Genomic DNA, 20,692 nt, shown 5'->3' on the forward strand with positions numbered 1-20,692 from the left:
TTATGTTCACCATCGAAAACATCCGGGCAGCAGAATCAAAAATTAAAACTGGTGCAGATTTCCCGCAGTTTATAAAAGAAATTAAGGAATTGGGTGTTAAGCGGAACGATGTTTATGTAAGCAATGGTTTATCTATCTATTTTGATGACGAAGATAATGCGCAACAGGTGAGTCCTGATGAATATCCAGCTTTAATTATCAATGAAGAATCTTCTGCCGGAAAGTTGGAGCATGCTTTAAAAGTTCATCAACAAGGTGAAACAGATTATATTACTTTTTGTAAACAGGCTGCAGATGCGGGAGTGGAGAAATGGGTAACCGATCTGGAAGAAATGACCTGCACTTATCTGGATACAGAAGGAAATGAACTGGTAAAAGAGAAGATACGAATAGCATAGTAAAAAGGCCCGAAATTTCGGGCCCTCTTACTATGCTATAATGAGCTATTTTAGTGGAGTCAGATGTTACCATCTGACTTTTCCATTTTTATTGGTGACTCTTCTGATTGTTTATTTTAGCGTTTTATAAATATAGCGATCAGTTGTTTTTTATCACCTAAGAGATCTTAGTACATCTGAGGTTATATTGGTGATTAATCCGCCTTAATTAAATCCTTTCCAGAACCGTTTTAATGGCTTGTTCTACAATTTTGTTAGGCTCATTACTGAATTCGAATTTTACACGACTGGCCAAAATAGCATTTACTGAAAGTGCTTTATGTCCCAAAACTTTAGCTAAAGCGTAAATCCCTGCTGTTTCCATTTCTAAATTGGTAATGCGGTACCGGTTGCTCTGAAAACTATTAATAAGTCCGATAAAATCAGGAACTGCATTTTTTGCCCTTACTATTCTGCCTTGTGGAGCGTAAAAACCTGGGGCTGTAACAGTAATGCCATGAACCATGTCCTTGCCAATAGTATTTAACAAACTTTCATCTGCAGCGGTTAAGTAGGGGTTGATGTTTTTTAAATGACCAAAATGTATCTTGATGTCATCCATTAAAAGTTGCTCATCGCCAGATAGTTGCTGCAGGTAATAATTCATTAAAGCATCCATTCCTAAGCCATGAGAAGAGGCTAAGATAGTGCCCATCGGGATATCAGGTTGTACAGCTCCTGATGTGCCTACCCGGATAATATTTAGTGAGGTAAGCTCTTTCTTAATTTCACGGGTTTCGAAATCGACGTTTACCAGTGCGTCCAGTTCATTAAAAACGATATCAATGTTATCTGTACCAATACCCGTTGAAAGTACAGTAACCCTTTTTTTACCTATATAACCGGTATGGGTTATAAATTCCCGTTTACCTTTTTTAAATTCTATCTGGTCGAAATACTTGCTCACTTCGCCAACGCGGTCCGGATCTCCAACAGTAATTACGGTATCGGCAATATCTCCGGGCAGAAGATTTAAGTGGTATATGCTGCCATCAGGATTGATGATTAAGTCGCTTTCGGATATTTTCATATTTGGTTTGTTTTTGCCTGCAGATCTCGCTCGTAAAAACAGATTTATCTGTGTTGATCCTTTTTATCTGTGGTTATTAAAATAAGTTCTAGTCCCTTTTTACATTTTTTTGTTCCCGCAGATTTCACTGATCAACGCAGACCTGCATCTGTAGTTATTAAATGGTGTGGAGATATTTTAGTTTAACATCTTCAATTTTATCAAATTTACTTAAAACCTGGTTGAGTTGCGATTTTCTTACCTCAAATTTTAAGATACAATTGATGTCAAACTCCTGTGCTAAAATCTGTAAATTTTCCTCTTTGCTCAATTTCATTACATCATTCATCTGCAGGTATTCGAAATGGGCTTCATACACATCATTAACCGTTTTGCTAATAATTTTTGAAGCGTTAATGGCTTCTATACTAGCGTTTTTGTAGGCGTTAATTAAACCTGGAACGCCCAATAAAGTGCCCCCAAAATACCGTACAACTACAATTAATATATTGGTAATGTCTTCTGATAATAAGCAGTTCAGGATTGGCCTGCCTGCGGTACCAGAAGGTTCACCATCATCATTTACCCTAAAAACAGAACGATTAGGCGTTAAACGATATGCATAACAGAAATGATTGGCCTTTGCATTTGCAACCCGCAGGTTCATAATAATTGGCTTTACTTCTTCTTCACTGCGGATTGGGTAGGCATAAGCGATAAATTTGCTGCCTTTATCACGAAATATACCTTCTGAAGCATTTTCGATGGTTTTATACGAATCATCGAACAGCATTTTGCGATAGGGTTATAAAGATAACAGCTGCGATAGCCAAAACTATTCCTGCATAATTGAGTTTACTTAACTTTTCTTTAAAAGCAATTACGCCTATCAGGGTTCCAACAATAATAACGCCTAAATTCATAGCGGCAAATACCGTAGATGGATTTTCTGCCAGTGCCTTATGTGCTTTCATGTAGAAGAGTATGTTCCCGAAATTAAAGAGACCTAAAATTAGTCCGCAAACAACATTAACCAATTGTAATTTTATTTTGCCTGAAATGACCATAGTGATTACAATTAGCAGCGATACAATGAACGAAAGGCAGAAAACGGTAAAAAGTGAGGTGGTGTAAGGAAGTTCTTTGTACAGGGCAATCTGTTTGAAAAGTACATCGATTACGCCGAAGCCAACAAAAACCATTATAGGATATAATAAATTCCCTTTGCCCTCTTTTTGATCTGATTTACGAAGAAAGGTTAAGATAATGGCTACAAAACCGATTGCTAAACCAATGATTTTATAATCGTTAAAATCTTCTTTAAAAATAAAATATGCTGCCAGTATGGGAATAAACAGTGACAAACGTTGTGCTATATCTGTTTTAACAATCCCCAGATTTTTAACAGATGCGGCCAGAAATAAGAATATTGACGGCAATAGTACCGCCAAAGCGATGTAGATTGGCCATGGGGCACTATGGATAACCAGTTTTATTTCTGGTTTAAAGAAAAGAAAACATAAAGTTAATGCAGCGAGGTAATTTACGGTAACGGCCTGGATGATGCTGATCTGGTACCGTTTGGCAAGCTTTAATAAAATAGCAACTGTAACACTACAGCAGATGCTTAAGATAATGTAAATCATTTATTTATGTCGTTTATATAGATAGAGAGTTTATCATTTTCAACCTGGATATGTTCCTTCAGGTTTCCATTTATGGTGGGTGAAGGAACGCCATCCGTCCAGCTGTTTGATGAGGTGAAGATACGGGCTTCATCCCAAAGATTAGCAGATAAAAACTGATTTAATATATTCGCTCCACCTTCGATAATTACCGATTGTATATCCATTAAATAAAGCTGGAAAGCAATCTTTTGCGCCAGGTAAAAATGCATGTCTTCCATTTGGATGTAATGGATATGATCTGCAACATCCGTTTTAACCTCATTGAAAATGATGGTTTTCGCTTCATTATTAAAGATATGATTGGATTGCGGAACCTGGAGGTGTTTATCAATCACCAAGCGGATGGGGTTTTTGCCTGGCCATTCTCGTGACGTTAACTGTGGATTGTCCATTATGGCGGTCTGTTTGCCAATCAAGATGGCATCTTCTTCAGTACGCCACTGATGCGCCAATCGTTTGGCCAAAGCGCCGCTGATCCACTTTTGATGACCATCTTTTGTTGCAAAATAACCATTGGCTGTTTCTGCCCATTTTAAAATGATGTAAGGCCTTTGCTGTTGTATCCTAGTGAAAAATCTTCTGTTAAGGTAACGGCATTCTTCATCTAAAATGCCGCTTATAACTTTAATACCAGCATTTTTAAGTTTTTCGATGCCTTTGCCATCAACGCTAGAAAAAGGATCTCTATTACCGATCACCACTTTTTTGATCTGGTGTTTTACAAAAAGATCTGCACATGGAGGAGTTTTGCCGAAATGTGCACAAGGCTCAAGACTAACATAAGCAGTGGCCTGCTTGAGTAGGTTTTCAGCTTCGTCTCCATACTGATCGAATACCGCTTTTATTGCGTTTGGTTCTGCATGTGCTTTTCCGTATTGCTGGTGATAACCTTCGCCAATAATTTTATCATTCAGTACGATTACACAGCCTACCATTGGGTTCGGACTTACGTTGCCCATACCTAAGGCGGCTAGTTCCAAACAGCGTTTTATAAAGAATTCATCGCTCATTAGGGCAAAAGTAGTAAAAAAAGAGTCATAGGCTTATCAAAACAGATTTGTTATCATCTCAAATAAGTAATTTTGCTTTACATGAACATAGGAGCGCTCGAAGAGCATTATAAATTGGAACTTGCACCTTTATACGAAAGCGATGAGGCGAAAACATTATTTAGCCTGGCTGCTGAACAGGTTTTAGCTTTGTCTCCCGGTATATTAATGATCCAGAAAGATGCAGATGTCAGTTTCATTAATATGCAGAAATTTTTGAGCATTCTTAACGATTTGCAGATCGGAAAACCCATTCAGCATATTTTAGAAGAAGCTCATTTTTATGGTCTGGTTTTTAAAGTTAACGAAAATGTATTGATACCAAGACCTGAAACAGAGGAATTGGTTGAATGGATAATCTCAGTTTGCAGTTCACAGTTTTCAGTTAACAGTTTTGCCCCCCCGAAAAAGCTGAGTCTACTAGATATCGGAACCGGCTCCGGTTGTATACCAATCACCCTTAAAAAACACCTACCGAACATCCGGGTAGCTACATTAGATGTGTCTGCTGATGCTATCGCAGTTGCAAAACAAAATGCCCGGCAAATTGGTGTAGATATCAATTTTATTAACGCAGATATTTTAACATTTCAATCTGAAGAAAAATTTGATATCATCGTAAGTAATCCGCCATATATCAGGTATTTAGAAAAAATTGAAATGCATAATAACGTACTTTTACACGAACCCCATTTGGCTTTGTTTGTAAGTGACGAAAACCCATTGATTTTTTATAAAGCAATCGCTGATTTTGCTAAAACCAATTTAAAGTCAAATGGACAGCTTTTCTTTGAGATTAATGAACATTTAGGTAAAGAAACAGTTGATATGTTAAACGATAAAGGTTTTATTAATATTGAGTTAAGAAAGGATATGCAGGGAAAGGATAGGATGGTGAGAGCGGAGATATGATGAAGAATAGTCGGAAGTCAGAGGTCCGAAAGTCTGAAGATATGATGCGAATGAGGACACACTAAATCCAACTTTGTGTCTTCGTGCCTTTTTGGTAAAAAAAATGGCCACAGATGCTTGGAAAACATGGAAAATTATCGCTTTGGGTAGGCACCTTAACCATTAACCATGATCTAAAAACCATCAACAACTAAGCCCTCGGATGAAATTGCGTAATTACCTCTCTCAAATAATCTCTATCAATGTGTGTATAAATTTCTGTGGTGGTAATGCTCGAATGGCCCAGCATCTCCTGAACTGCGCGCAAATCGGCGCCGCCCTCAATTAAATGCGTAGCAAAAGAATGCCTAAAAGTATGCGGACTAATCGTTTTCTTTAATCCGGTGGCTAACGCGAGGCTTTTAATCAGGTTAAAAATAGAAATCCGTGAGAGCTTAGCCCCAAAGCGGTTTAGGAATATAAAATCCTCGTTTCCTTTTTTAATGTTTGCATGCACCCTAACTTCGTTAATGTAAATGTCAAGCAGTTTTAAGGCTACACCTCCAATGGGTACCAAACGCTCTTTATTTCCCTTTCCAATTACTTTGATAAATTCGATCTGAGGAAATAAGCTGGAGATTCTGAGTTCTGTTAACTCGGTAACACGTAAGCCACAGCCATACAATACTTCCATAATGGCCTTGTTGCGCATCCCTTCTGGTTTTGAAGCATCTATTGCAGCAATCAGCTCATTAATTTCGTGGATATTAAGCGTGTCAGGTAATTTTCGACTCAGTTTGGGTGCTTCCAATAATGCGGTAGGATCATTACTGATTACATCTTCAAGCAATAAGTAGGAGAAAAAAGCTTTCAGTCCCGATATTACCCTGGCCTGTGTACTTGCCAGCATGCCCAGTTCATTTAACCATGAAATGAAAGATTTTAAGTTAGTTATGGTTATGTCTGTCAGTTTTGGCTCTTCATTTAAGGATTGAAAATACTGTGTCAATTTGCCAATATCGTTTAGATAAGCTTCAACAGAATTACCGGATAATGACCGCTCCAGCTTTAAATACGACTTAAACCCTTTAATATATGATGGCCAAAGCATGCTTTTATATGAGATTTTTTATAACATTGCAACGTTACAACATTTAACGTTACAACAGACAATGAAAATACAAATTATTAACGGGCCAAACTTAAACTTATTGGGTGTTCGTGAGCCATCTATCTACGGAAATACCAGCATTGAAGATTATATTAAAGAATTAAAATCAGTTTATCCGGAAATCGAAATTGAATACTACCAAAGTAATGTGGAGGGTGAAATTATTAATAAATTGCATGAAGTGGGTTTCAGTTATGATGGTGTAGTGCTTAACGCTGGTGGTTATACGCATACGTCTGTGGCCATTGCAGATGCTATTGCTGCTATTAAAACGCCTGTTGTTGAAGTTCATATTTCGAATATCTATGCCCGTGAAGAATACCGCCACGTTTCGTTGACGGGGAAAAATTGTCAGGGTGTTTTAACAGGGTTTGGAATGAAAGGTTACCGTTTGGCGATCGAAAGTTTATTGGTTTAATCTATTCTGATATTAAACTGTCAGATGGTAACATCTGACAGCACTCAAAATTTTAGTTTACAGGTGATCGTCATTGCGAAGCCAATTTTTCATGGGCTGAAGCAATCTTTGTAGCATGGCTTTCAAGTATGAAAGATTACTTCCCCAAAAAGTCGGGGCAGGCTATCATACCTTCTCGCAATGATGAACTTTCCTATTGAATCTGTTAGTATTTGCTAAGCGAAATGGAGAAATCTATAGGGTATGTTAAAAGATTTATCCACTGGGGTCGAAATGACGATTCGACTATACCTGTTACCATCATTCCTTTTTTAAAAAAAATAATCTGTGGAAATGACGAAACCCTTATTTCAACTTCGAAAAATACTTAATTTTCTTAATAAAAAATGCCCAAACAATGCTGTTATTGTATACACCGGTATGTTTGGCGTACTCTTTTTGAATCAATTTTCTTTTTTTATTTGTTTTTGATAAGGATTTAAGAAAATGCCAGTGTCCTTTAGTTACTGCCATGGTGAATTTTGGTTTTCCGGTGAGTAAAAAGTGCAACCAGGCAATAAAATCGATAAACATTCGGATGGTAATCCTGAAAATTGCATCACCTGCAGGGAGGTTTTTCTGCATAATGATGAGGTTGTTCCTGAAATTGAGGTAAGTTTTAAATGGATTTTCCGTCTGTAAAGTTCCGCCGCCAACATGATACACTTCAGCATCCGGACAATACATAATTTTGTAGTTCAGGTTTTTTAAGCGCCAGCATAGGTCTATTTCTTCCATGTGGGCGAAAAGATCGGCATCCAATCCACCAGCTTCTCTCCAGCATTTGCTTTTAATAAAAAAAGCAGCTCCACTAGCCCAAAATACCTCTTTTTGTTCATTATATTGACCGTTATCAAACTCATAAACATTAAAAAGCCTTCCACGGCAGAAAGGAAAAGCATAAATATCAAGATAACCTCCGGCAGCTCCTGCGTATTCGAACTGGTTTTTGTTCAGTTGCCATTTAATTTTAGGCTGTGCAGCTGCAATCTGGGCATCACTTTCCATTAGGCTAATGATAGGTTTAATCCAGTTTGGAACAACTTCGACATCCGAATTGAGCAAAATGAAATAATCGGCCTCTACACGTTCTAAAACTTTATTGTAGCCTCCTGCAAATCCATAGTTCTGATCGTTTTGGATAATTTTAACAGTTGGAAAATTTTCTTGCAAAAATGAAACTGAATCATCTGTTGAGGCATTATCGCCCACAACAATTTGTAGGTTATCATATTCGGAAAGCAAAATTCCGGGTAAAAACTGCTTTAAATACGCTTTTCCATTCCAGTTTAAAATTACAACGGCTACTGATGGGTTCATTCTTTTTATTCGGGTTTAAATTTCCAGCGCTTATGGCTCCAGAGCCAGTATTGTGGCTGTTCTTTTATAATGTTTTCTAAAAATTTAAAGTGCAGGTCAGTAATCTCAAATTCGTCCATTTTAGCAGGTTCGAGGCACATGGGCAACACTTCTATATGGTAATAACCTTTTTTTACCACATTTACCTTAAAGTAATATATCGGTCTTTTGGTAGATTTTGCAATTTTTTCTACACCTAAAAGTGCTGCAGTAGGTTGATGCAGAAAGTCTACGAAATATTTGGTTTCTTCTCTGGTAGGGGACTGATCGCTCGCAAAACACAAAAGCGTAGGTTCATTTTTGTAAGCCGCCATGCCGCGTAGCGTTTGTCGCATAGCAATGAAAATGTTTCCATACCTGGTGCGCATACAATCGAACCAGGTTTCGAAAATTTTATTTTTGATGGGTTTAAAAATAACCATGGTTTTAGCCGAAATGCTCAAGCCAAGTGCTAAAGTGCCTAATTCCCAGTTGCCATAATGGCCTGTACAGGCCAGTACACTTTCTCCGGCTTTAAAATGAACTTCCAATTGTTCCAAGCCTGTAAACTTTACCCTTTTTAACGTTTCAGCTTTCGAAATACTGGTCATTTTGATGATTTCAAAAATAAGTTCGGCTAAGTACAGGAAGAATTTTTTCTCTATAGCTTTAATTTCAGTGACAGATTTTTCTGGAAAAGAGTGGGTTAAATTCTGTCTGACAACTTTTTTTCGATAGCCTATAACGTAATAAAGCAGATAATATAGTAATCTTGCAAAAAAAAACAGCAAAGGCAGGGGGAGCAGCGACAACAGGTATAAAAAAAATACGCCAATGTGCGCAATCCCTCTTTTAATCATTATTTTTAAAACGTTTCAGCTACAAACATAAATTTTCAAATGCAGAATACAGCTATACTTCCATTATTTTATCTTCCACCAGTAGGTTATTTTAGTTTATTGCAAAAGCTTGGGGAAGATTTTTTAATTGAAAAACATGAACATTTAGCAAAGCAGACTTACCGTAACAGGGCCAGTATTTATTCGCCTAATGGCAAATTGGATATTACCGTCCCTGTGGTTAAGGGTGCTAAAACACATACGAAAATGAAGGATGTACGGATTAGTTACGATTTTAACTGGCAGCGTTTACATTGGTTGAGTTTAGAAAGTTGCTACAGGAGTTCTGCTTATTTCGAGTTTTACGAAGATGAACTATCACGCTTTTACCAAAACAAGTTCGAATTTCTGTTCGATTATAATTTCGAACTTTTAGAGTGGCTGAACAAAAAACTAAAATTGAATAAAAGTTTTGAGGTAACGAGCGAGTATTTTGATAATATCCAACCAGAATTGGATTTCCGTTCCATTATGAACCCTAAAAAACAGGAAGATATTGTAAACAATAAGCCATATTATCAGGTTTTTGAAGATAAACATCAATTCTTACCCAACTTAAGTATTGTTGATCTGTTATTTAACCAGGGGCCACAGGCCCGGCTATATTTGTAACATATGGGAAAAAACAAGCCACGCAATCGCCATAAACACTATAAAGTTCCTGCCCCTGGTACCAGCCCGGGTTTGTACGCCATTGATGAAGAGGCGTTAAAGCCGCTCATTGTATTGCATACTTATAATGATAAAAGTTATAAGAAAACCGAACTGGAAAATATCAATAACATTGATAAACTGATTGAGAACAAAGATTTTTATTACTGGTTCGATATCAAAGGCCTGGCTGATCCCAATATATTTGAAACCTTATATGCTAAACTGGACATTAGCAGGCTCGTGCTTGAAGATATCACCAGTTCATATCAGCGACCCAAACTGGATGAATACGATAATGATAAGTATATTTTTTCAGTAAGCAGGCATCTATATTTAGGTGAAGATAATGTACTCTGCAATGATCAGATCTCCTTTATTTTATCAGAACGGACACTAATTACCTTTCAGGAAAGTTATGCTGATTGTTTCGAACCGGTTAGGAAACGTTTGGAGATAGGCAAGGGTAATATCCGCATCGGTGGCAGCAGTTATTTGATGTATGCCATTATGGATGTAATTGTAGATAATTATTTTACGCTTTTGAATTTTTGGGGTGAAGAATTGGATGCAATTGAAGACCGCCTATATGATCATCCTGATAAAAGGATCATGTACGATACACAGGCCATTAAAAGATCATTAATTACCATAAGGAAAGTAGCATGGCCAGAAAGGGATAAGTTAAATGATATTATCCGTACCGATAGTCCTTTAATATCCGATCTGACCAAAACCTATATGAAAGATGCTTATGATCATTGCATCCAGATCATTGATTTTATAGAATCGTTAAAGGAGATTGCCTCAGCCAATATTGATATGAATTTATCGATCATCAGCAACCGGATGAACGAAATTATGAAGGTATTGACTATCATTTCGTCCATATTTATTCCATTAACCTTTATTGCAGGGATTTACGGGATGAACTTCAGCAGGGAAGATCCGGCAACAGGAAAAATACTGAAAGATAACATGCCTGAATTATATGCGGCACATGGTTATTTATACACCTGGATTGTGATGGCAGTGATCGCAGTTTTACAGGTGATCTATTTTTGGCGTAAAGGTTGGTTTAAATAAAACTTTATTTTTAAAATGTACCAGTTTTTGGTAACTTTAGTAATATTTTAAGATTAAAACAATGGGACGAAATACATCTATGGCTTTAGGAGATCATTTTGAAAATTTTGTTGATGAAAGAATTTCCGAAGGAAGATTTAAAAATGTAAGTGAGGTTATTCGGGCAGGATTAAGATTATTGGAAGATGAAGAAAACAAGATCAAAATTTTAAGAGAAGCGCTTCAGGTGGGAATTGATAGTGGAATGGTTAAGGATTTTGATCCGAAAAAACATCTTGAAATGTTGAAAGCCAAAAAGAGGAAAAATGGCTAAGTTCTCTCTTAGTAACAAAGCGCTTGAAGATTTAAGTGAAATTTGGGATTACACTTATGATGTTTGGTCTGAAAATCAAGCAGACAAATATTATAAGTTACTGATTGGATTTTGTACTCAGATTGCAAAGAAACCTGAAATAGGTAGAAATTATAAGGAGACAAACCAAAATGTATTAGGATTCAAAGCTGGTGAACATATCATTTTCTATCTGATAATTGATAATGGAGAAATCGAAATAGCTAGAATTTTACATGCTAAGATGGATTTAGGATCTAAAATGTCAGAACTTTAATTGTACTGTAAATGGTTAGCATTAAAAATCAATTATTGTAAAAAATCAATTTTTAATATTTGTAGCTTTAGGGCGTTTTGGTTAGGTTATAGATGCAGTCATTCGAAATAGATAAAAGCGACGTACTCAAGGTTAAAAATGCAATTTTAGCTGGTGATGAAACTTTGAAAATAGTTTTAGAGGAATACCATGCCTCAGAAATCGCGATTTTGTTCGAACGTTTGGATAAATCCGAACAGCGGCATATTATAAACCTTCTTCCGGCAGAGATCGCCTCCGAAATTATTTCGGAAATGGATGAAGAATCCCATCCGGAGGATTTACTCTTTGAGCTTCACCCCGATAAACGTACCGAAATTGTTGAGGAGCTGGATTATGATGATGCAACAGATATTATTTCGCAACTGGAAGACCACGAGCAGAAAGAAATTCTGGAAGATCTGACAGAAGATCATGCTTCAGAAATCAGGAACCTTTTAACCTACGACGAAAAAACCGCCGGTGGTTTGATGAACACAGAACTGATTTGTGTAAACATCAACCTCACCAAAAAAGACGCAATTGACGAGATCATCCGCCAAAGTGAGGAAATGGAGGAGTTTTATACCATTTACGTGGTAGATGACGAGGAGATTTTTAAAGGCATTGTTTCGTTAAAAGATATCATCAAAGCAAAACACAATGCCAAAATAACCGAACTGGTTAAAATAGATGCCGTTTATGTTCATCCTGATACCGACCAGGAGGAAGTAGCCAACCTGATTTCCCAATATAACTTAACCAGCATTCCGGTAATAGATGAACACCAGAAATTATTGGGAAGGGTAACTTTCGATGACGTGATCGATGTAATGGAGGCAGAAAGTACCGAAGATATCTTGAAAATTTCAGGGGTATCAGAAGATGAAGAATTAAGTGGTAATTGGGTAGAAGCGGTGAAATCGCGTTTGCCCTGGTTGATTATCAATCTCGGTACGGCTTTTTTAGCTTCATCGGTAGTGCGTTATTTCGATCCGACCATTAAATTGATCCCTTCTTTAGCAGCCTACATGACCATTATTGCCGGAATGGGCGGAAATGCGGCCACCCAGGCGCTTGCTGTAACCGTGAGGCGTATTTCACTTTACGATTTAACAGATAAACAAGCTTACAGAACTGTTTTAAAAGAGTTTACTGTAGGTTTAATCAACGGTGCATCTAACGGATTAATCGTATTTATTTTTGCTTTCTTTTTCGATGGAAACCCGATGCTTGGTTTAGTTATCTTCCTGGCTATGACGGGTAATCTGATCATTGCAGGCATCACCGGTGCAGGTATCCCGCTTATTTTAAAAAGGGTAGGTATCGATCCTGCCATTGCATCATCTATAATTATTACTACTTTTACCGACGTTTTTGGTTTCCTGTTAATTTTAGGATTGGCCAGTAAACTTTTACTATAATCAGGATCTGCTTGATTTTTGGATTTCGGTATCTTTATCCGAAAGACTGGATACAGCACCTGTTAATTAACTAAGACGAATAAAATTAAATCTGTAAAATCTGATCCACATGCAAACAACAAAACACGATTGGACAAAAGAAGAAATATACGAAATTTACAACAGGCCATTTTTGGATCTGGTTTATGAAGCTGCTAGCATCCACAGGGAAAATAAAGATTACAATGAAGTTCAGGTAAGTTCATTAATCTCAATCAAAACCGGAGGTTGTGCCGAAGATTGTTCATATTGCCCGCAAGCTGCCCGTTACCATACCGAATTAGAAGTACAGCCTTTAATGCAGGTTGGCCAGGTGGTTAGTGCTGCAGTTAAAGCTAAAGAAGGTGGCGCATCACGTTTATGTATGGGCGCTGCATGGCGCGAAGTACGCGATAACCGCGATTTTGACCGTGTAATTGAAATGGTTAAAGCTGTTAATGATATGGATATGGAAGTTTGCTGTACTTTGGGTATGCTTACCGAAAGTCAGGCACAACGTTTAGCTGATGCTGGTTTATATGCTTATAACCACAATATTGATACTTCGGAAGACGATTATAAACGCATCATCTCAACCAGAACTTATGATGACCGTTTAAATACCATCAAAAACGTACGTAAAGCGAAATTAACAGTTTGTAGCGGAGGTATTATCGGCTTAGGTGAAACGGTCGAAGATCGTGTTTCGATGTTGCAGACCTTATCAAACATGGAAAAACACCCTGAATCGGTGCCGGTTAATGCTTTGGTTCCGGTAAAAGGAACACCATTAGAAAATCAGCCACGTGTTCCAATCTGGGATATGGTAAGGATGATTGCTACAGCGCGTATTGTTATGCCAAACTCAGTAGTGCGTTTATCCGCAGGTAGAAATGAGATGAGTACTTTAGAGCAGGCTTTTTGTTTTATGGCAGGCGCAAGTTCTATTTTTGCAGGCGATAAATTATTAACTACGCCAAATCCTGCTTTTGTAGATGATATGGCGATGTTTGAATTATTAGGCTTAAAAACCCGCGATGCCTTTAAAAATGGCCGCCCGGCGAATACAAGAGTTGCAGAAGAAGCTGTTTAATTAAAAATATAACGAAATCAAATAAAAAACGCAGGCTAATAGCCTGCGTTTTTTATTTATTATTTTATTTTATCTTCCTGCTTTATTTTTTGATCCTGTTCTGTAATCAATTTATGCTCAGCCTCAATTTTTTTATGCTCTTCCATCAGCTGCTCGTCTTCCTTTTTCATTTTATCATGGTCAGCTTTAATTTGCTCATCACTATTTCCGCCAGCAGCATGTTCTTTTTCCAAATCAGCATGTAACTTAATAAGCTCGGCATGCTTTTCAATTAATTGCGTATGTTCTGCCAGTAATTTACCATGCTCAGCTTCAATTTTAGCATGTTTATTGCTCGCTGCTTCTTTTAATTCTCCATGAATTTTAGCAAATTCGGCATGGCCGGTTTCTAATTTGGCATGAGCCTCTTCTAAGGTTTTGTGTTCGCTTTCCAGTTTTAAATGTTCTGCTGATAATTCTTTCTCCAATTCGGTATTTTTACCACTGCATGCTGCGAAAAACACTGTTGCTGCAAGAACAATAGTTTTAGACATTTTAGTTAATCTCATTTTTTAATATTAATTTGTTTAGAAAATTTCCGTTATTTTTTCACGCAAAAATAACTTTAGCGATACCGGTGAACGCCGATATTCGTATAATCGCAGTCACATCTTCTAAAGAAGACGTTCAGGTTAATAAATAAAAATTGGGATATTAAATTTATGCACCAGGGATTGTGCAACTATACTAAGAGCTAAATATTAGCCAAGATAGGTAAAAATATGAATTTTACGAATCAAGGTTTTCCTTCTTGATAGGCCGACTAAAGCGGGAGTGAAGTCTTTTTGATGATAATTCATTAAGACTAAATGTTAACTCATGAAAAAGTCCCGATTAAAACCGGGACTTTTTTGTTTCGGACCATTTGTGGTTCCAGATATTTCTTTCAGCCACAAAATTGAATGGTAAACAGCTATGACACCTTATACTGCAGTTACCCTTACTTCTATATTTCCTTTTGTCGCTTTAGAATATGGGCAGGCCCTATGTGCTTTATCGGCTAAGGATTGTGCTTCTTCATGAGAGATTCCAGGGATATGTACATCCAGATCTGCCGAAAGCGCAAATGAATTCCCATCCTTATTAAACGAAACCAATACCTTAACATTAGCTTCGCTAACATCAACACCTTCGCGTTCGGCTATAGAACCTAAGGCACCTAAATAGCACGGTCCCCATGCTGCCGCAAATAATTCTTCAGGGTTGGTTGCACCACCTTGTCCACCCAGTTCTTTTGGTTTTCTTAAATCGAAATCTAAAATTCCATCACTCGATTTAACGTGTCCGTCTCTTCCTCCAGTAGCTGTTACTTCAGCCGTATATAGCTTTTCCATAATAATATTCTTAATTGATTTAGATTAACAAATTATAGTTGTCTTTGTTTTTATATACTTCAAAGACTGCTTAAACATACTTTAACGCGTATAAATGACAATTGTATGAATAACTTACAGTCATTTCATGTAAAAAACCACATGTTTCATCAGCTCATAAGCCTCTAAAAATCCAGATTAAATGAGTACAATAATTTATTGTAGGATAGACTAGGATAATTTAAATAGGCTTAAAAATCAGTTGATTACAGTTATTGTATTCTATTAATTCGGTGAAAGTAAATGGTTTATTATACTCATTTATTGGTATCGGGTTTCGTGTAAAAAAACGCTGCTTTATCTTGACACCAAAGCGCTGAACATACTAAAACGATATTTTTATATCATAACTGTTTAAAATCATCCCGTTGTTAAATCGATTGTTTCTGATGTTGCTTATAGCAAGTTTTGCTATGCCATCTAAATTATGTGCGCAATCCTCTCCGGAGAATATCGGATTTGAAAATGGAAATTTTCAGAACTGGAAGATTTATGCAGGCTCTATTGCAATCGAAAATAATCAGAATGTAGTCACGATGAATGAAGTACCCAAACCAATTTCGGGAAGGCATACCATTATTAGTAACAAAAACCTCGTAGATCCTTATGGTGGTTTTCATTTGATCCCACCTTCTGGCGGAAACTATTCGGTTAAGCTTGGAAACAATGTTACCGGTGCACAGATTGATGGAATATCATACCTGATGACTGTTCCAGCCGATCGGCCGGAATTTACATTAACCTATCAATATGCGGTTGTTTTAGAAGATCCCGATCACGAACCCTTTGAACAACCCCGGTTTATTGCCAGAATAAAAGATGTGGAGAAGAATGAATACATTCCATGTGCATCATTTGAATATGTGGCTACTTCATCATTGCCAGGCTTCAAAAAATCAGCAGCATACGAAAGTGTTATTTATAAAGATTGGTCGCCCGTAACCATTAATTTATCCGGCTATCAGGGCAAGCAACTGCTTATCGAATTTATCAGTACCGATTGTTCGAGGGGGCAGCATTTTGGCTATGCTTATGTAGATATCAATAATGTATATGGAGATTTAGTTACCGGCAATACTTATTGTGCCAGTGCCGATGCGGTTAGTTTATCAGGCCCGAGTGGTTACCAAACTTATAACTGGTATAGTGCAGACCGGTCAATAAAATATGGTTCCGAACAGTCGATTAATATTAAACCAAAACCTGCCGATGGCTCTCGCATTTTGCTTGATTTAGTTCCTTATACAGGTTTTGGCTGCCCTAGCACAGTAAGTACAGTAATTCATGGGATAGATTATGAGCTTAAGGTTTTAAAGAAAGATGTGGTATGCCAAGGTGCTGAAATTGACCTTTTAGATCCGAAATATATTCTCAACAAATCTGAAGGTTTTACTTATCTGGCTTATGAAGATAAAGATTTAACCAAGCTTATAAATGGTCCGGTTAAAATAGTGGCAGATAAAACTTTTTACATTAAAGGAACCAATAATAAAGGCTGCGAAAGTGTGGTTCCAATCGATATTTCGATATTCAACGCGGCAAACATCAGTACCAAAAATCCAGATGCGGTTTGTTACTCGGAAAGTGTCGACATTACAAATTCAGCATTATATCTCGGTACTTTAGAAGGGATTAGCCGATCTTATTTTTTAGATGAGGCAGCTACGAAAGTCATTTCCGATCCACAGCACATCAATAAAACGGGCAGATATTTTATCAAACTTTCCAACCAAATCGGTTGCAGTAAAATCATCTCTATTGATGTAACTGTTAAGGATAAGCCCGTTTTAAAAGTGACCAATCCCAAACCTGTATGTATTCCGGGAAAAGTAGATATTACTTCAGCCAATCTCTTTTCAGGGAGTGATGTAAGCTTTAAGTACAGTTTTTATAAGGATCAGGAATTGAGTGATCTGCTTACCGACCCATCACATATTGAAAAACCGGGAACTTATTATGTAAAGGCAATTAATGCTGAAGGATGCATGGTTAGTGATAAAATAGAGGTTGTGATCAATGATTTGCCTGTGCTTCATGTTAAAAATCCTGAGCTGGCTTGTTTTCCTGATAAAGTAGATATTACTAATCCAGCGCTTTATGCTGGTTCAACAACAGGTTTAAACTATTCATTTTTTTACGATGAGGCACTAACCAATAAGATTACTTTTCCTAAAGCAATTGCAAAAGCTGGCACTTACTACATTAAAGCTGCAAATGTTGGAGGATGTTTTACTACGGGTAAAATACAGGTGAATTTTAATACCGCTCCAATCATCGTGCTGCATAAACCAAAAGCAGTTTTTGATAATGGTTTTGTAGATTTAACAGCATCAGAAATTACCAAAGGAAGCAGTGCCTTCGTAAAGATTGGCTATTTTGAAGATGCCTATTTAAAACGTCCCATAGCTGATCCCACAAAAGTGAACAAGGCAGGAGTTTATTACATTTCTATCCAGAACGAAAATGGATGTATAACTTCTGCTCCGATAGAAGTAGACATTCTGCCTCAGCCCAAAATTGTTGTTCCAACCGCATTTACCCCTCAAAAAGATACCAATAACCGCTTATATCCATTTTTAGTGAGCATCCAGAAACTGATCAGCTTTAAGGTGTACAACAAATGGGGGATATTGGTTTATCAGAGTGACACTTTAGCCAATGGGGGCTGGGACGGGCAGTTTAAAAGCCAAATGCAGCCTTTAGAAACCTTTTCGTGGTTTGCAGAAGGAATTGACACATTTGGAGGTAAATTTCAATCAAAAGGAAAAACTATACTCATATTATAATGCACAGACCGCTACTCATTTTATTTTTGTGCCTGGCTACAATATGCTGTTCGGCACAAGACCCGAAGTTTTCGCAATACTTCGCGGCTCCTTTAACTTTAAATCCGGCATTTACAGGCTTTTTTGATGGCGATTATCGTGTGGCTGCCAATACCAGGCAACAATGGGGTAATCTTGGCGATCCCTACAATACCTATAGTGTTTCGGGCGATTTGAAATTGGTTGAAGATGAAAATTTCATCAATAGCTATTTCAGCCTGGGATTGAGTGGATTGTTTGATGAATCTTTAAATAAAGCCTTAAAATCGCAATACATCAGTGCCAGTGTTTCTTATTATCAGTATATGGATGAGGAGCACCGGTTTAAATTCGGTTTGGCGCCACAGGTTTCATATGTCTCGAAGTATTTGGATTATAATAAACTTACTTTTGCTTCTCAATATAATGGTGAGGGAGGTTTTAATAGTTCGATGCCCAATTATCTTGATTTAAAAAATGATAAAACATCGTATTTCGACCTGAATATTGGTGCCAATTTTGCCGCCAGCTTCGATTATTGGAGTTTTGCCGTTGGTTATGCGCAATATCACCTTACAAAGCCTCAGGAAGCGCTATTAAGTAATAGTACCGATATTGTTTCAGCACGGAAAACCGTTAATTTTGGTTTGCTTTATCTTCTAAACAACAATGTAGATTTAAATGTAACAGGGGTTTACAATGCCCAAAAAAATAACAGGGATGTGATTTTTGGAACTGTTTTAGGACTCAAACCTGGCGATGAAACCAAAATGAAGCTGAATTTTGGCATGTGGTACAAATTTAACGAAGCTTCATTTTATCCCTATATTGGCGTGGCCATGGGAAATATCAGCGCCGGAATGAATTATACGGTTTACGGGAGTAAATTATTAAGCGCTACACCACGTACTTATGAACTGTCTTTCATTTACCGGCATAATAATTTTAAGGGTTTTAAAGTGCCTTGCCCTAGGTTTTAAGAGTAGTTGTTTTTAGGTCGATGGATCATGGTTTTATAGTTGATAGCCAAGGCGTTTAATCTTCAGTGTTTTCTGAGCCTCCGTGGCTATTCTTTTTAACCACAAAGGCACAAAGCTTGATTGAAATAGTTTTTCTCTGCTCCATATGCTCGGACTTTCGGACATCTGACTCCTGACTTAATTCCGTTTTCCTGACCATTAAGAAATTAAGGACATTAAGAATTTATCGGTAGATTCTAATACGCCAGGCATTGATCATTGAACTTTGGTTATTTGATCCCCATCTTACATATCACTTCTTCCATCAATTTTTAAAACAGCTTCAACTGCTCATTACCTGGTGGCTTTTCTTTTCCGAAAATTGTTCTGCCTCCGTATTTCCAGCTATCAGCCCTTTCTTTTTGGATAACCTTTTCAAAATCCATATTGGGTACAAAATCTTTTTCCGCATTGCGTGCAATTTGATGCAACGATTTTATTGCCTGTTGCTTATCCGAGTTGCCTATTTTTGCCTTTTCTACCGCGTTTCTTAAAACTTTTATCGTTTCGTCGTACACATTTACGGGTACCGGGAACGGATGTCCGTCTTTTCCGCCATTGGCGAAAGAGTAACGGGCTGGATCAGTAAACCGTGAGGGTGTACCATAAATTACTTCACTCACTAAAGCCATTGATTGTAATGTTCTTGGGCCCATACCTTCAAGCAACAGCAATTCCTCAAAATCATTGGGTTTCTTTTCCTGTGCCAGCCATAAAATACTTCCCAGGCGTTTTAAGTCTATATCTTTCGATCTCACATCATGATGATTAGGCAATACCAAATTTTGTATTTCACCCAGCATACGCGTTGGCGATTCGGCTGTGATGCTCATCATGCTTTGTCGGGTTTTGTCTGCATCATTTGAAGTCAGGTTTAAAATTTTACCCTGATTAATACCACAAATACCCGTATGTGGTTCTTCTACAAACGATTTTAAATTTTCAGAATGCCAATGGTATCTTCTTGCCGTCGAACTGCTATCGCTCATGCCTTGCTGTACTACCGCCCAATCGCCATCACTACTTAGAATAAAACTATGAAGGTATAGTTGAAAACCATCCTGAATGGCTGTATTGTCGACCTTGGCGCTCAATTTACTTGCCCGGACAAGTTCAGTACCATTTAAACCCGTTTTGTCGGCTATTCTTAACAGCTCGTTTGGGGTTTCCCTGCTGTGTTTTCCTTTTCCACCACAGATATAAATGCCCAGTTCTTTAGATAGTGGATTGATGGATTTCTTTAAAGCGCCCATTACTGAAGTGGTAATGCCAGACGAATGCCAATCCATACCCATTACGGCTCCCAAACTTTGAAACCAAAATGGACTGCTTAAGCGGCGTATCACCTCTGCTTTTCCATATTCTAAAATAATGGCTTCAGTTATTGCAAGGCCAAGGGTTGCCATACGTGTAGCAAGCCACGGTGGTACATGGCCATAGTGTAGGGGTAAGTCTGCGTTTCCTGATCTTTTCAATACTAACAAATTTAGTAAAATGTATTTGATAAAACTAATTTTACTATGGAAATCATGGAAATACAGAAATAAAACAGTTTAATTTTCCATCCAGAATACAAGAATTTCTAAGTCGCTCGTCATTCCCAACTTGATTGGGAATGAC

Annotated in this window: 21 protein-coding genes; 11 read left to right on the plus strand and 10 right to left on the minus strand. The window is 37.5% G+C overall.

Annotated elements, in window-relative coordinates:
- Positions 1-2 precede the first annotated feature (2 nt).
- Positions 3-398 (plus strand): DUF1398 domain-containing protein, encoded by a 396-nt coding sequence (locus tag U859_RS0118225; RefSeq protein ID WP_025144764.1) that lies wholly within the window; start codon positions 3-5, stop codon positions 396-398.
- A gap of 208 nt (positions 399-606) precedes the next feature.
- Here the strand turns inward: U859_RS0118225 and U859_RS0118230 are convergent, their stop codons facing one another.
- From U859_RS0118230 to ribD, 4 genes are all read right to left on the minus strand, one after another.
- Positions 607-1,467 (minus strand): nucleoside phosphorylase, encoded by an 861-nt coding sequence (locus tag U859_RS0118230; protein WP_025144765.1) that lies wholly within the window; start codon positions 1,465-1,467, stop codon positions 607-609.
- A gap of 157 nt (positions 1,468-1,624) precedes the next feature.
- Complete coding sequence (locus U859_RS0118235) at positions 1,625-2,239, minus strand: IMPACT family protein (protein ID WP_025144766.1); 615 nt, start codon at positions 2,237-2,239, stop codon at positions 1,625-1,627.
- Positions 2,226-3,092 carry a DMT family transporter gene (locus tag U859_RS0118240; protein ID WP_025144767.1) on the minus strand — a complete coding sequence of 289 codons (867 nt, stop codon included), beginning with the start codon at positions 3,090-3,092 and terminating at the stop codon, positions 2,226-2,228. The genes U859_RS0118235 and U859_RS0118240 overlap by 14 nt, the downstream gene beginning before the upstream one ends.
- Positions 3,089-4,144 carry a bifunctional diaminohydroxyphosphoribosylaminopyrimidine deaminase/5-amino-6-(5-phosphoribosylamino)uracil reductase RibD gene (gene ribD / locus U859_RS0118245; protein ID WP_025144768.1) on the minus strand — a complete coding sequence of 352 codons (1,056 nt, stop codon included), beginning with the start codon at positions 4,142-4,144 and terminating at the stop codon, positions 3,089-3,091. The genes U859_RS0118240 and ribD overlap by 4 nt, the downstream gene beginning before the upstream one ends.
- Positions 4,145-4,225: 81 nt before the next feature.
- Here ribD and prmC point away from each other — a divergent pair, with 81 nt between their 5' ends.
- Complete coding sequence (gene prmC, locus U859_RS0118250) at positions 4,226-5,095, plus strand: peptide chain release factor N(5)-glutamine methyltransferase (RefSeq protein ID WP_025144769.1); 870 nt, start codon at positions 4,226-4,228, stop codon at positions 5,093-5,095.
- 190 nt (positions 5,096-5,285) lie between these two features.
- On the opposite strand, the gene xerD is transcribed toward prmC, so the two are convergent.
- Entirely contained in the window at positions 5,286-6,185 is a 900-nt protein-coding gene (gene xerD / locus U859_RS0118260; RefSeq protein ID WP_025144770.1) for a site-specific tyrosine recombinase XerD, read from the minus strand.
- 61 nt (positions 6,186-6,246) lie between these two features.
- On the opposite strand from xerD, the gene aroQ reads away from it, so the two are divergent.
- Complete coding sequence (aroQ, locus tag U859_RS0118265) at positions 6,247-6,663, plus strand: type II 3-dehydroquinate dehydratase (RefSeq protein ID WP_025144771.1); 417 nt, start codon at positions 6,247-6,249, stop codon at positions 6,661-6,663.
- A gap of 345 nt (positions 6,664-7,008) precedes the next feature.
- On the opposite strand, the gene U859_RS0118270 is transcribed toward aroQ, so the two are convergent.
- Together U859_RS0118270 and U859_RS0118275 are read right to left on the minus strand one after the other, a co-directional pair.
- Positions 7,009-8,022 (minus strand): glycosyltransferase family 2 protein, encoded by a 1,014-nt coding sequence (locus U859_RS0118270; protein WP_025144772.1) that lies wholly within the window; start codon positions 8,020-8,022, stop codon positions 7,009-7,011.
- Between the two features lie 5 nt (positions 8,023-8,027).
- Positions 8,028-8,900: a lysophospholipid acyltransferase family protein gene (locus U859_RS0118275; RefSeq protein WP_025144773.1), complete on the minus strand. Its 873-nt coding sequence runs from the start codon at positions 8,898-8,900 to the stop codon at positions 8,028-8,030.
- Positions 8,901-8,939: 39 nt separating this feature from the next.
- Between U859_RS0118275 and U859_RS0118280 the strand changes: the two genes are divergently transcribed.
- From U859_RS0118280 to bioB, 6 genes are all read left to right on the plus strand, one after another.
- Positions 8,940-9,551 carry a WbqC family protein gene (locus U859_RS0118280; RefSeq protein WP_025144774.1) on the plus strand — a complete coding sequence of 204 codons (612 nt, stop codon included), beginning with the start codon at positions 8,940-8,942 and terminating at the stop codon, positions 9,549-9,551.
- A 3-nt stretch (positions 9,552-9,554) separates the two neighbouring features.
- Positions 9,555-10,676, plus strand: a complete 1,122-nt coding sequence (gene corA / locus U859_RS0118285; RefSeq protein ID WP_025144775.1) for a magnesium/cobalt transporter CorA — start codon at positions 9,555-9,557, stop codon at positions 10,674-10,676.
- 61 nt (positions 10,677-10,737) lie between these two features.
- Positions 10,738-10,989 (plus strand): type II toxin-antitoxin system ParD family antitoxin, encoded by a 252-nt coding sequence (locus tag U859_RS0118290; RefSeq protein WP_025144776.1) that lies wholly within the window; start codon positions 10,738-10,740, stop codon positions 10,987-10,989.
- Entirely contained in the window at positions 10,982-11,284 is a 303-nt protein-coding gene (locus U859_RS0118295; RefSeq protein WP_025144777.1) for a type II toxin-antitoxin system RelE/ParE family toxin, read from the plus strand. The genes U859_RS0118290 and U859_RS0118295 overlap by 8 nt, the downstream gene beginning before the upstream one ends.
- A 92-nt stretch (positions 11,285-11,376) precedes the next feature.
- Positions 11,377-12,726: a magnesium transporter gene (gene mgtE / locus U859_RS0118300; protein ID WP_025144778.1), complete on the plus strand. Its 1,350-nt coding sequence runs from the start codon at positions 11,377-11,379 to the stop codon at positions 12,724-12,726.
- A gap of 109 nt (positions 12,727-12,835) precedes the next feature.
- Positions 12,836-13,837, plus strand: a complete 1,002-nt coding sequence (gene bioB, locus U859_RS0118305) for a biotin synthase BioB (protein WP_025144779.1) — start codon at positions 12,836-12,838, stop codon at positions 13,835-13,837.
- Between the two features lie 59 nt (positions 13,838-13,896).
- Here the strand turns inward: bioB and U859_RS0118310 are convergent, their stop codons facing one another.
- A complete protein-coding gene (locus U859_RS0118310) occupies positions 13,897-14,385 on the minus strand; it encodes a hypothetical protein (protein ID WP_025144780.1) in 489 nt (162 codons plus the stop codon).
- Between the two features lie 414 nt (positions 14,386-14,799).
- Positions 14,800-15,210, minus strand: a complete 411-nt coding sequence (locus U859_RS0118315) for an organic hydroperoxide resistance protein (protein ID WP_025144781.1) — start codon at positions 15,208-15,210, stop codon at positions 14,800-14,802.
- 452 nt (positions 15,211-15,662) lie between these two features.
- Between U859_RS0118315 and U859_RS0118320 the strand changes: the two genes are divergently transcribed.
- Complete coding sequence (locus U859_RS0118320; protein WP_162799986.1) at positions 15,663-18,035, plus strand: gliding motility-associated C-terminal domain-containing protein; 2,373 nt, start codon at positions 15,663-15,665, stop codon at positions 18,033-18,035.
- Positions 18,035-19,033 carry a PorP/SprF family type IX secretion system membrane protein gene (locus U859_RS0118325; protein WP_025144783.1) on the plus strand — a complete coding sequence of 333 codons (999 nt, stop codon included), beginning with the start codon at positions 18,035-18,037 and terminating at the stop codon, positions 19,031-19,033. The genes U859_RS0118320 and U859_RS0118325 overlap by 1 nt, the downstream gene beginning before the upstream one ends.
- Before the next feature lie 311 nt (positions 19,034-19,344).
- Here U859_RS0118325 and U859_RS0118330 read toward each other — a convergent pair whose 3' ends face one another.
- Complete coding sequence (locus tag U859_RS0118330; protein WP_025144784.1) at positions 19,345-20,547, minus strand: DUF763 domain-containing protein; 1,203 nt, start codon at positions 20,545-20,547, stop codon at positions 19,345-19,347.
- Positions 20,548-20,692 lie beyond the last annotated feature (145 nt).

Origin of the sequence: Pedobacter jeongneungensis, from assembly GCF_000633455.1 — a bacterium.
Taxonomy (GTDB): Bacteria; Bacteroidota; Bacteroidia; order Sphingobacteriales; family Sphingobacteriaceae; genus Pedobacter; species Pedobacter jeongneungensis_A.

Bases quoted from the DNA above. Each gene is read 5' to 3' on its own strand.
- U859_RS0118225 (WP_025144764.1), top strand. From the start codon at position 3: ATGTTCACCATCGAAAACATCCGGGCAGCAGAATCAAAAATTAAAACT.
- U859_RS0118230 (WP_025144765.1), bottom strand. From the start codon at position 1,467: ATGAAAATATCCGAAAGCGACTTAATCATCAATCCTGATGGCAGCATA.
- U859_RS0118235 (WP_025144766.1), bottom strand. From the start codon at position 2,239: ATGCTGTTCGATGATTCGTATAAAACCATCGAAAATGCTTCAGAAGGT.
- U859_RS0118240 (WP_025144767.1), bottom strand. From the start codon at position 3,092: ATGATTTACATTATCTTAAGCATCTGCTGTAGTGTTACAGTTGCTATT.
- ribD (WP_025144768.1), bottom strand. From the start codon at position 4,144: ATGAGCGATGAATTCTTTATAAAACGCTGTTTGGAACTAGCCGCCTTA.
- prmC (WP_025144769.1), top strand. From the start codon at position 4,226: ATGAACATAGGAGCGCTCGAAGAGCATTATAAATTGGAACTTGCACCT.
- xerD (WP_025144770.1), bottom strand. From the start codon at position 6,185: ATGCTTTGGCCATCATATATTAAAGGGTTTAAGTCGTATTTAAAGCTG.
- aroQ (WP_025144771.1), top strand. From the start codon at position 6,247: ATGAAAATACAAATTATTAACGGGCCAAACTTAAACTTATTGGGTGTT.
- U859_RS0118270 (WP_025144772.1), bottom strand. From the start codon at position 8,022: ATGAACCCATCAGTAGCCGTTGTAATTTTAAACTGGAATGGAAAAGCG.
- U859_RS0118275 (WP_025144773.1), bottom strand. From the start codon at position 8,900: ATGATTAAAAGAGGGATTGCGCACATTGGCGTATTTTTTTTATACCTG.
- U859_RS0118280 (WP_025144774.1), top strand. From the start codon at position 8,940: ATGCAGAATACAGCTATACTTCCATTATTTTATCTTCCACCAGTAGGT.
- corA (WP_025144775.1), top strand. From the start codon at position 9,555: ATGGGAAAAAACAAGCCACGCAATCGCCATAAACACTATAAAGTTCCT.
- U859_RS0118290 (WP_025144776.1), top strand. From the start codon at position 10,738: ATGGGACGAAATACATCTATGGCTTTAGGAGATCATTTTGAAAATTTT.
- U859_RS0118295 (WP_025144777.1), top strand. From the start codon at position 10,982: ATGGCTAAGTTCTCTCTTAGTAACAAAGCGCTTGAAGATTTAAGTGAA.
- mgtE (WP_025144778.1), top strand. From the start codon at position 11,377: ATGCAGTCATTCGAAATAGATAAAAGCGACGTACTCAAGGTTAAAAAT.
- bioB (WP_025144779.1), top strand. From the start codon at position 12,836: ATGCAAACAACAAAACACGATTGGACAAAAGAAGAAATATACGAAATT.
- U859_RS0118310 (WP_025144780.1), bottom strand. From the start codon at position 14,385: ATGAGATTAACTAAAATGTCTAAAACTATTGTTCTTGCAGCAACAGTG.
- U859_RS0118315 (WP_025144781.1), bottom strand. From the start codon at position 15,210: ATGGAAAAGCTATATACGGCTGAAGTAACAGCTACTGGAGGAAGAGAC.
- U859_RS0118320 (WP_162799986.1), top strand. From the start codon at position 15,663: ATGCCATCTAAATTATGTGCGCAATCCTCTCCGGAGAATATCGGATTT.
- U859_RS0118325 (WP_025144783.1), top strand. From the start codon at position 18,035: ATGCACAGACCGCTACTCATTTTATTTTTGTGCCTGGCTACAATATGC.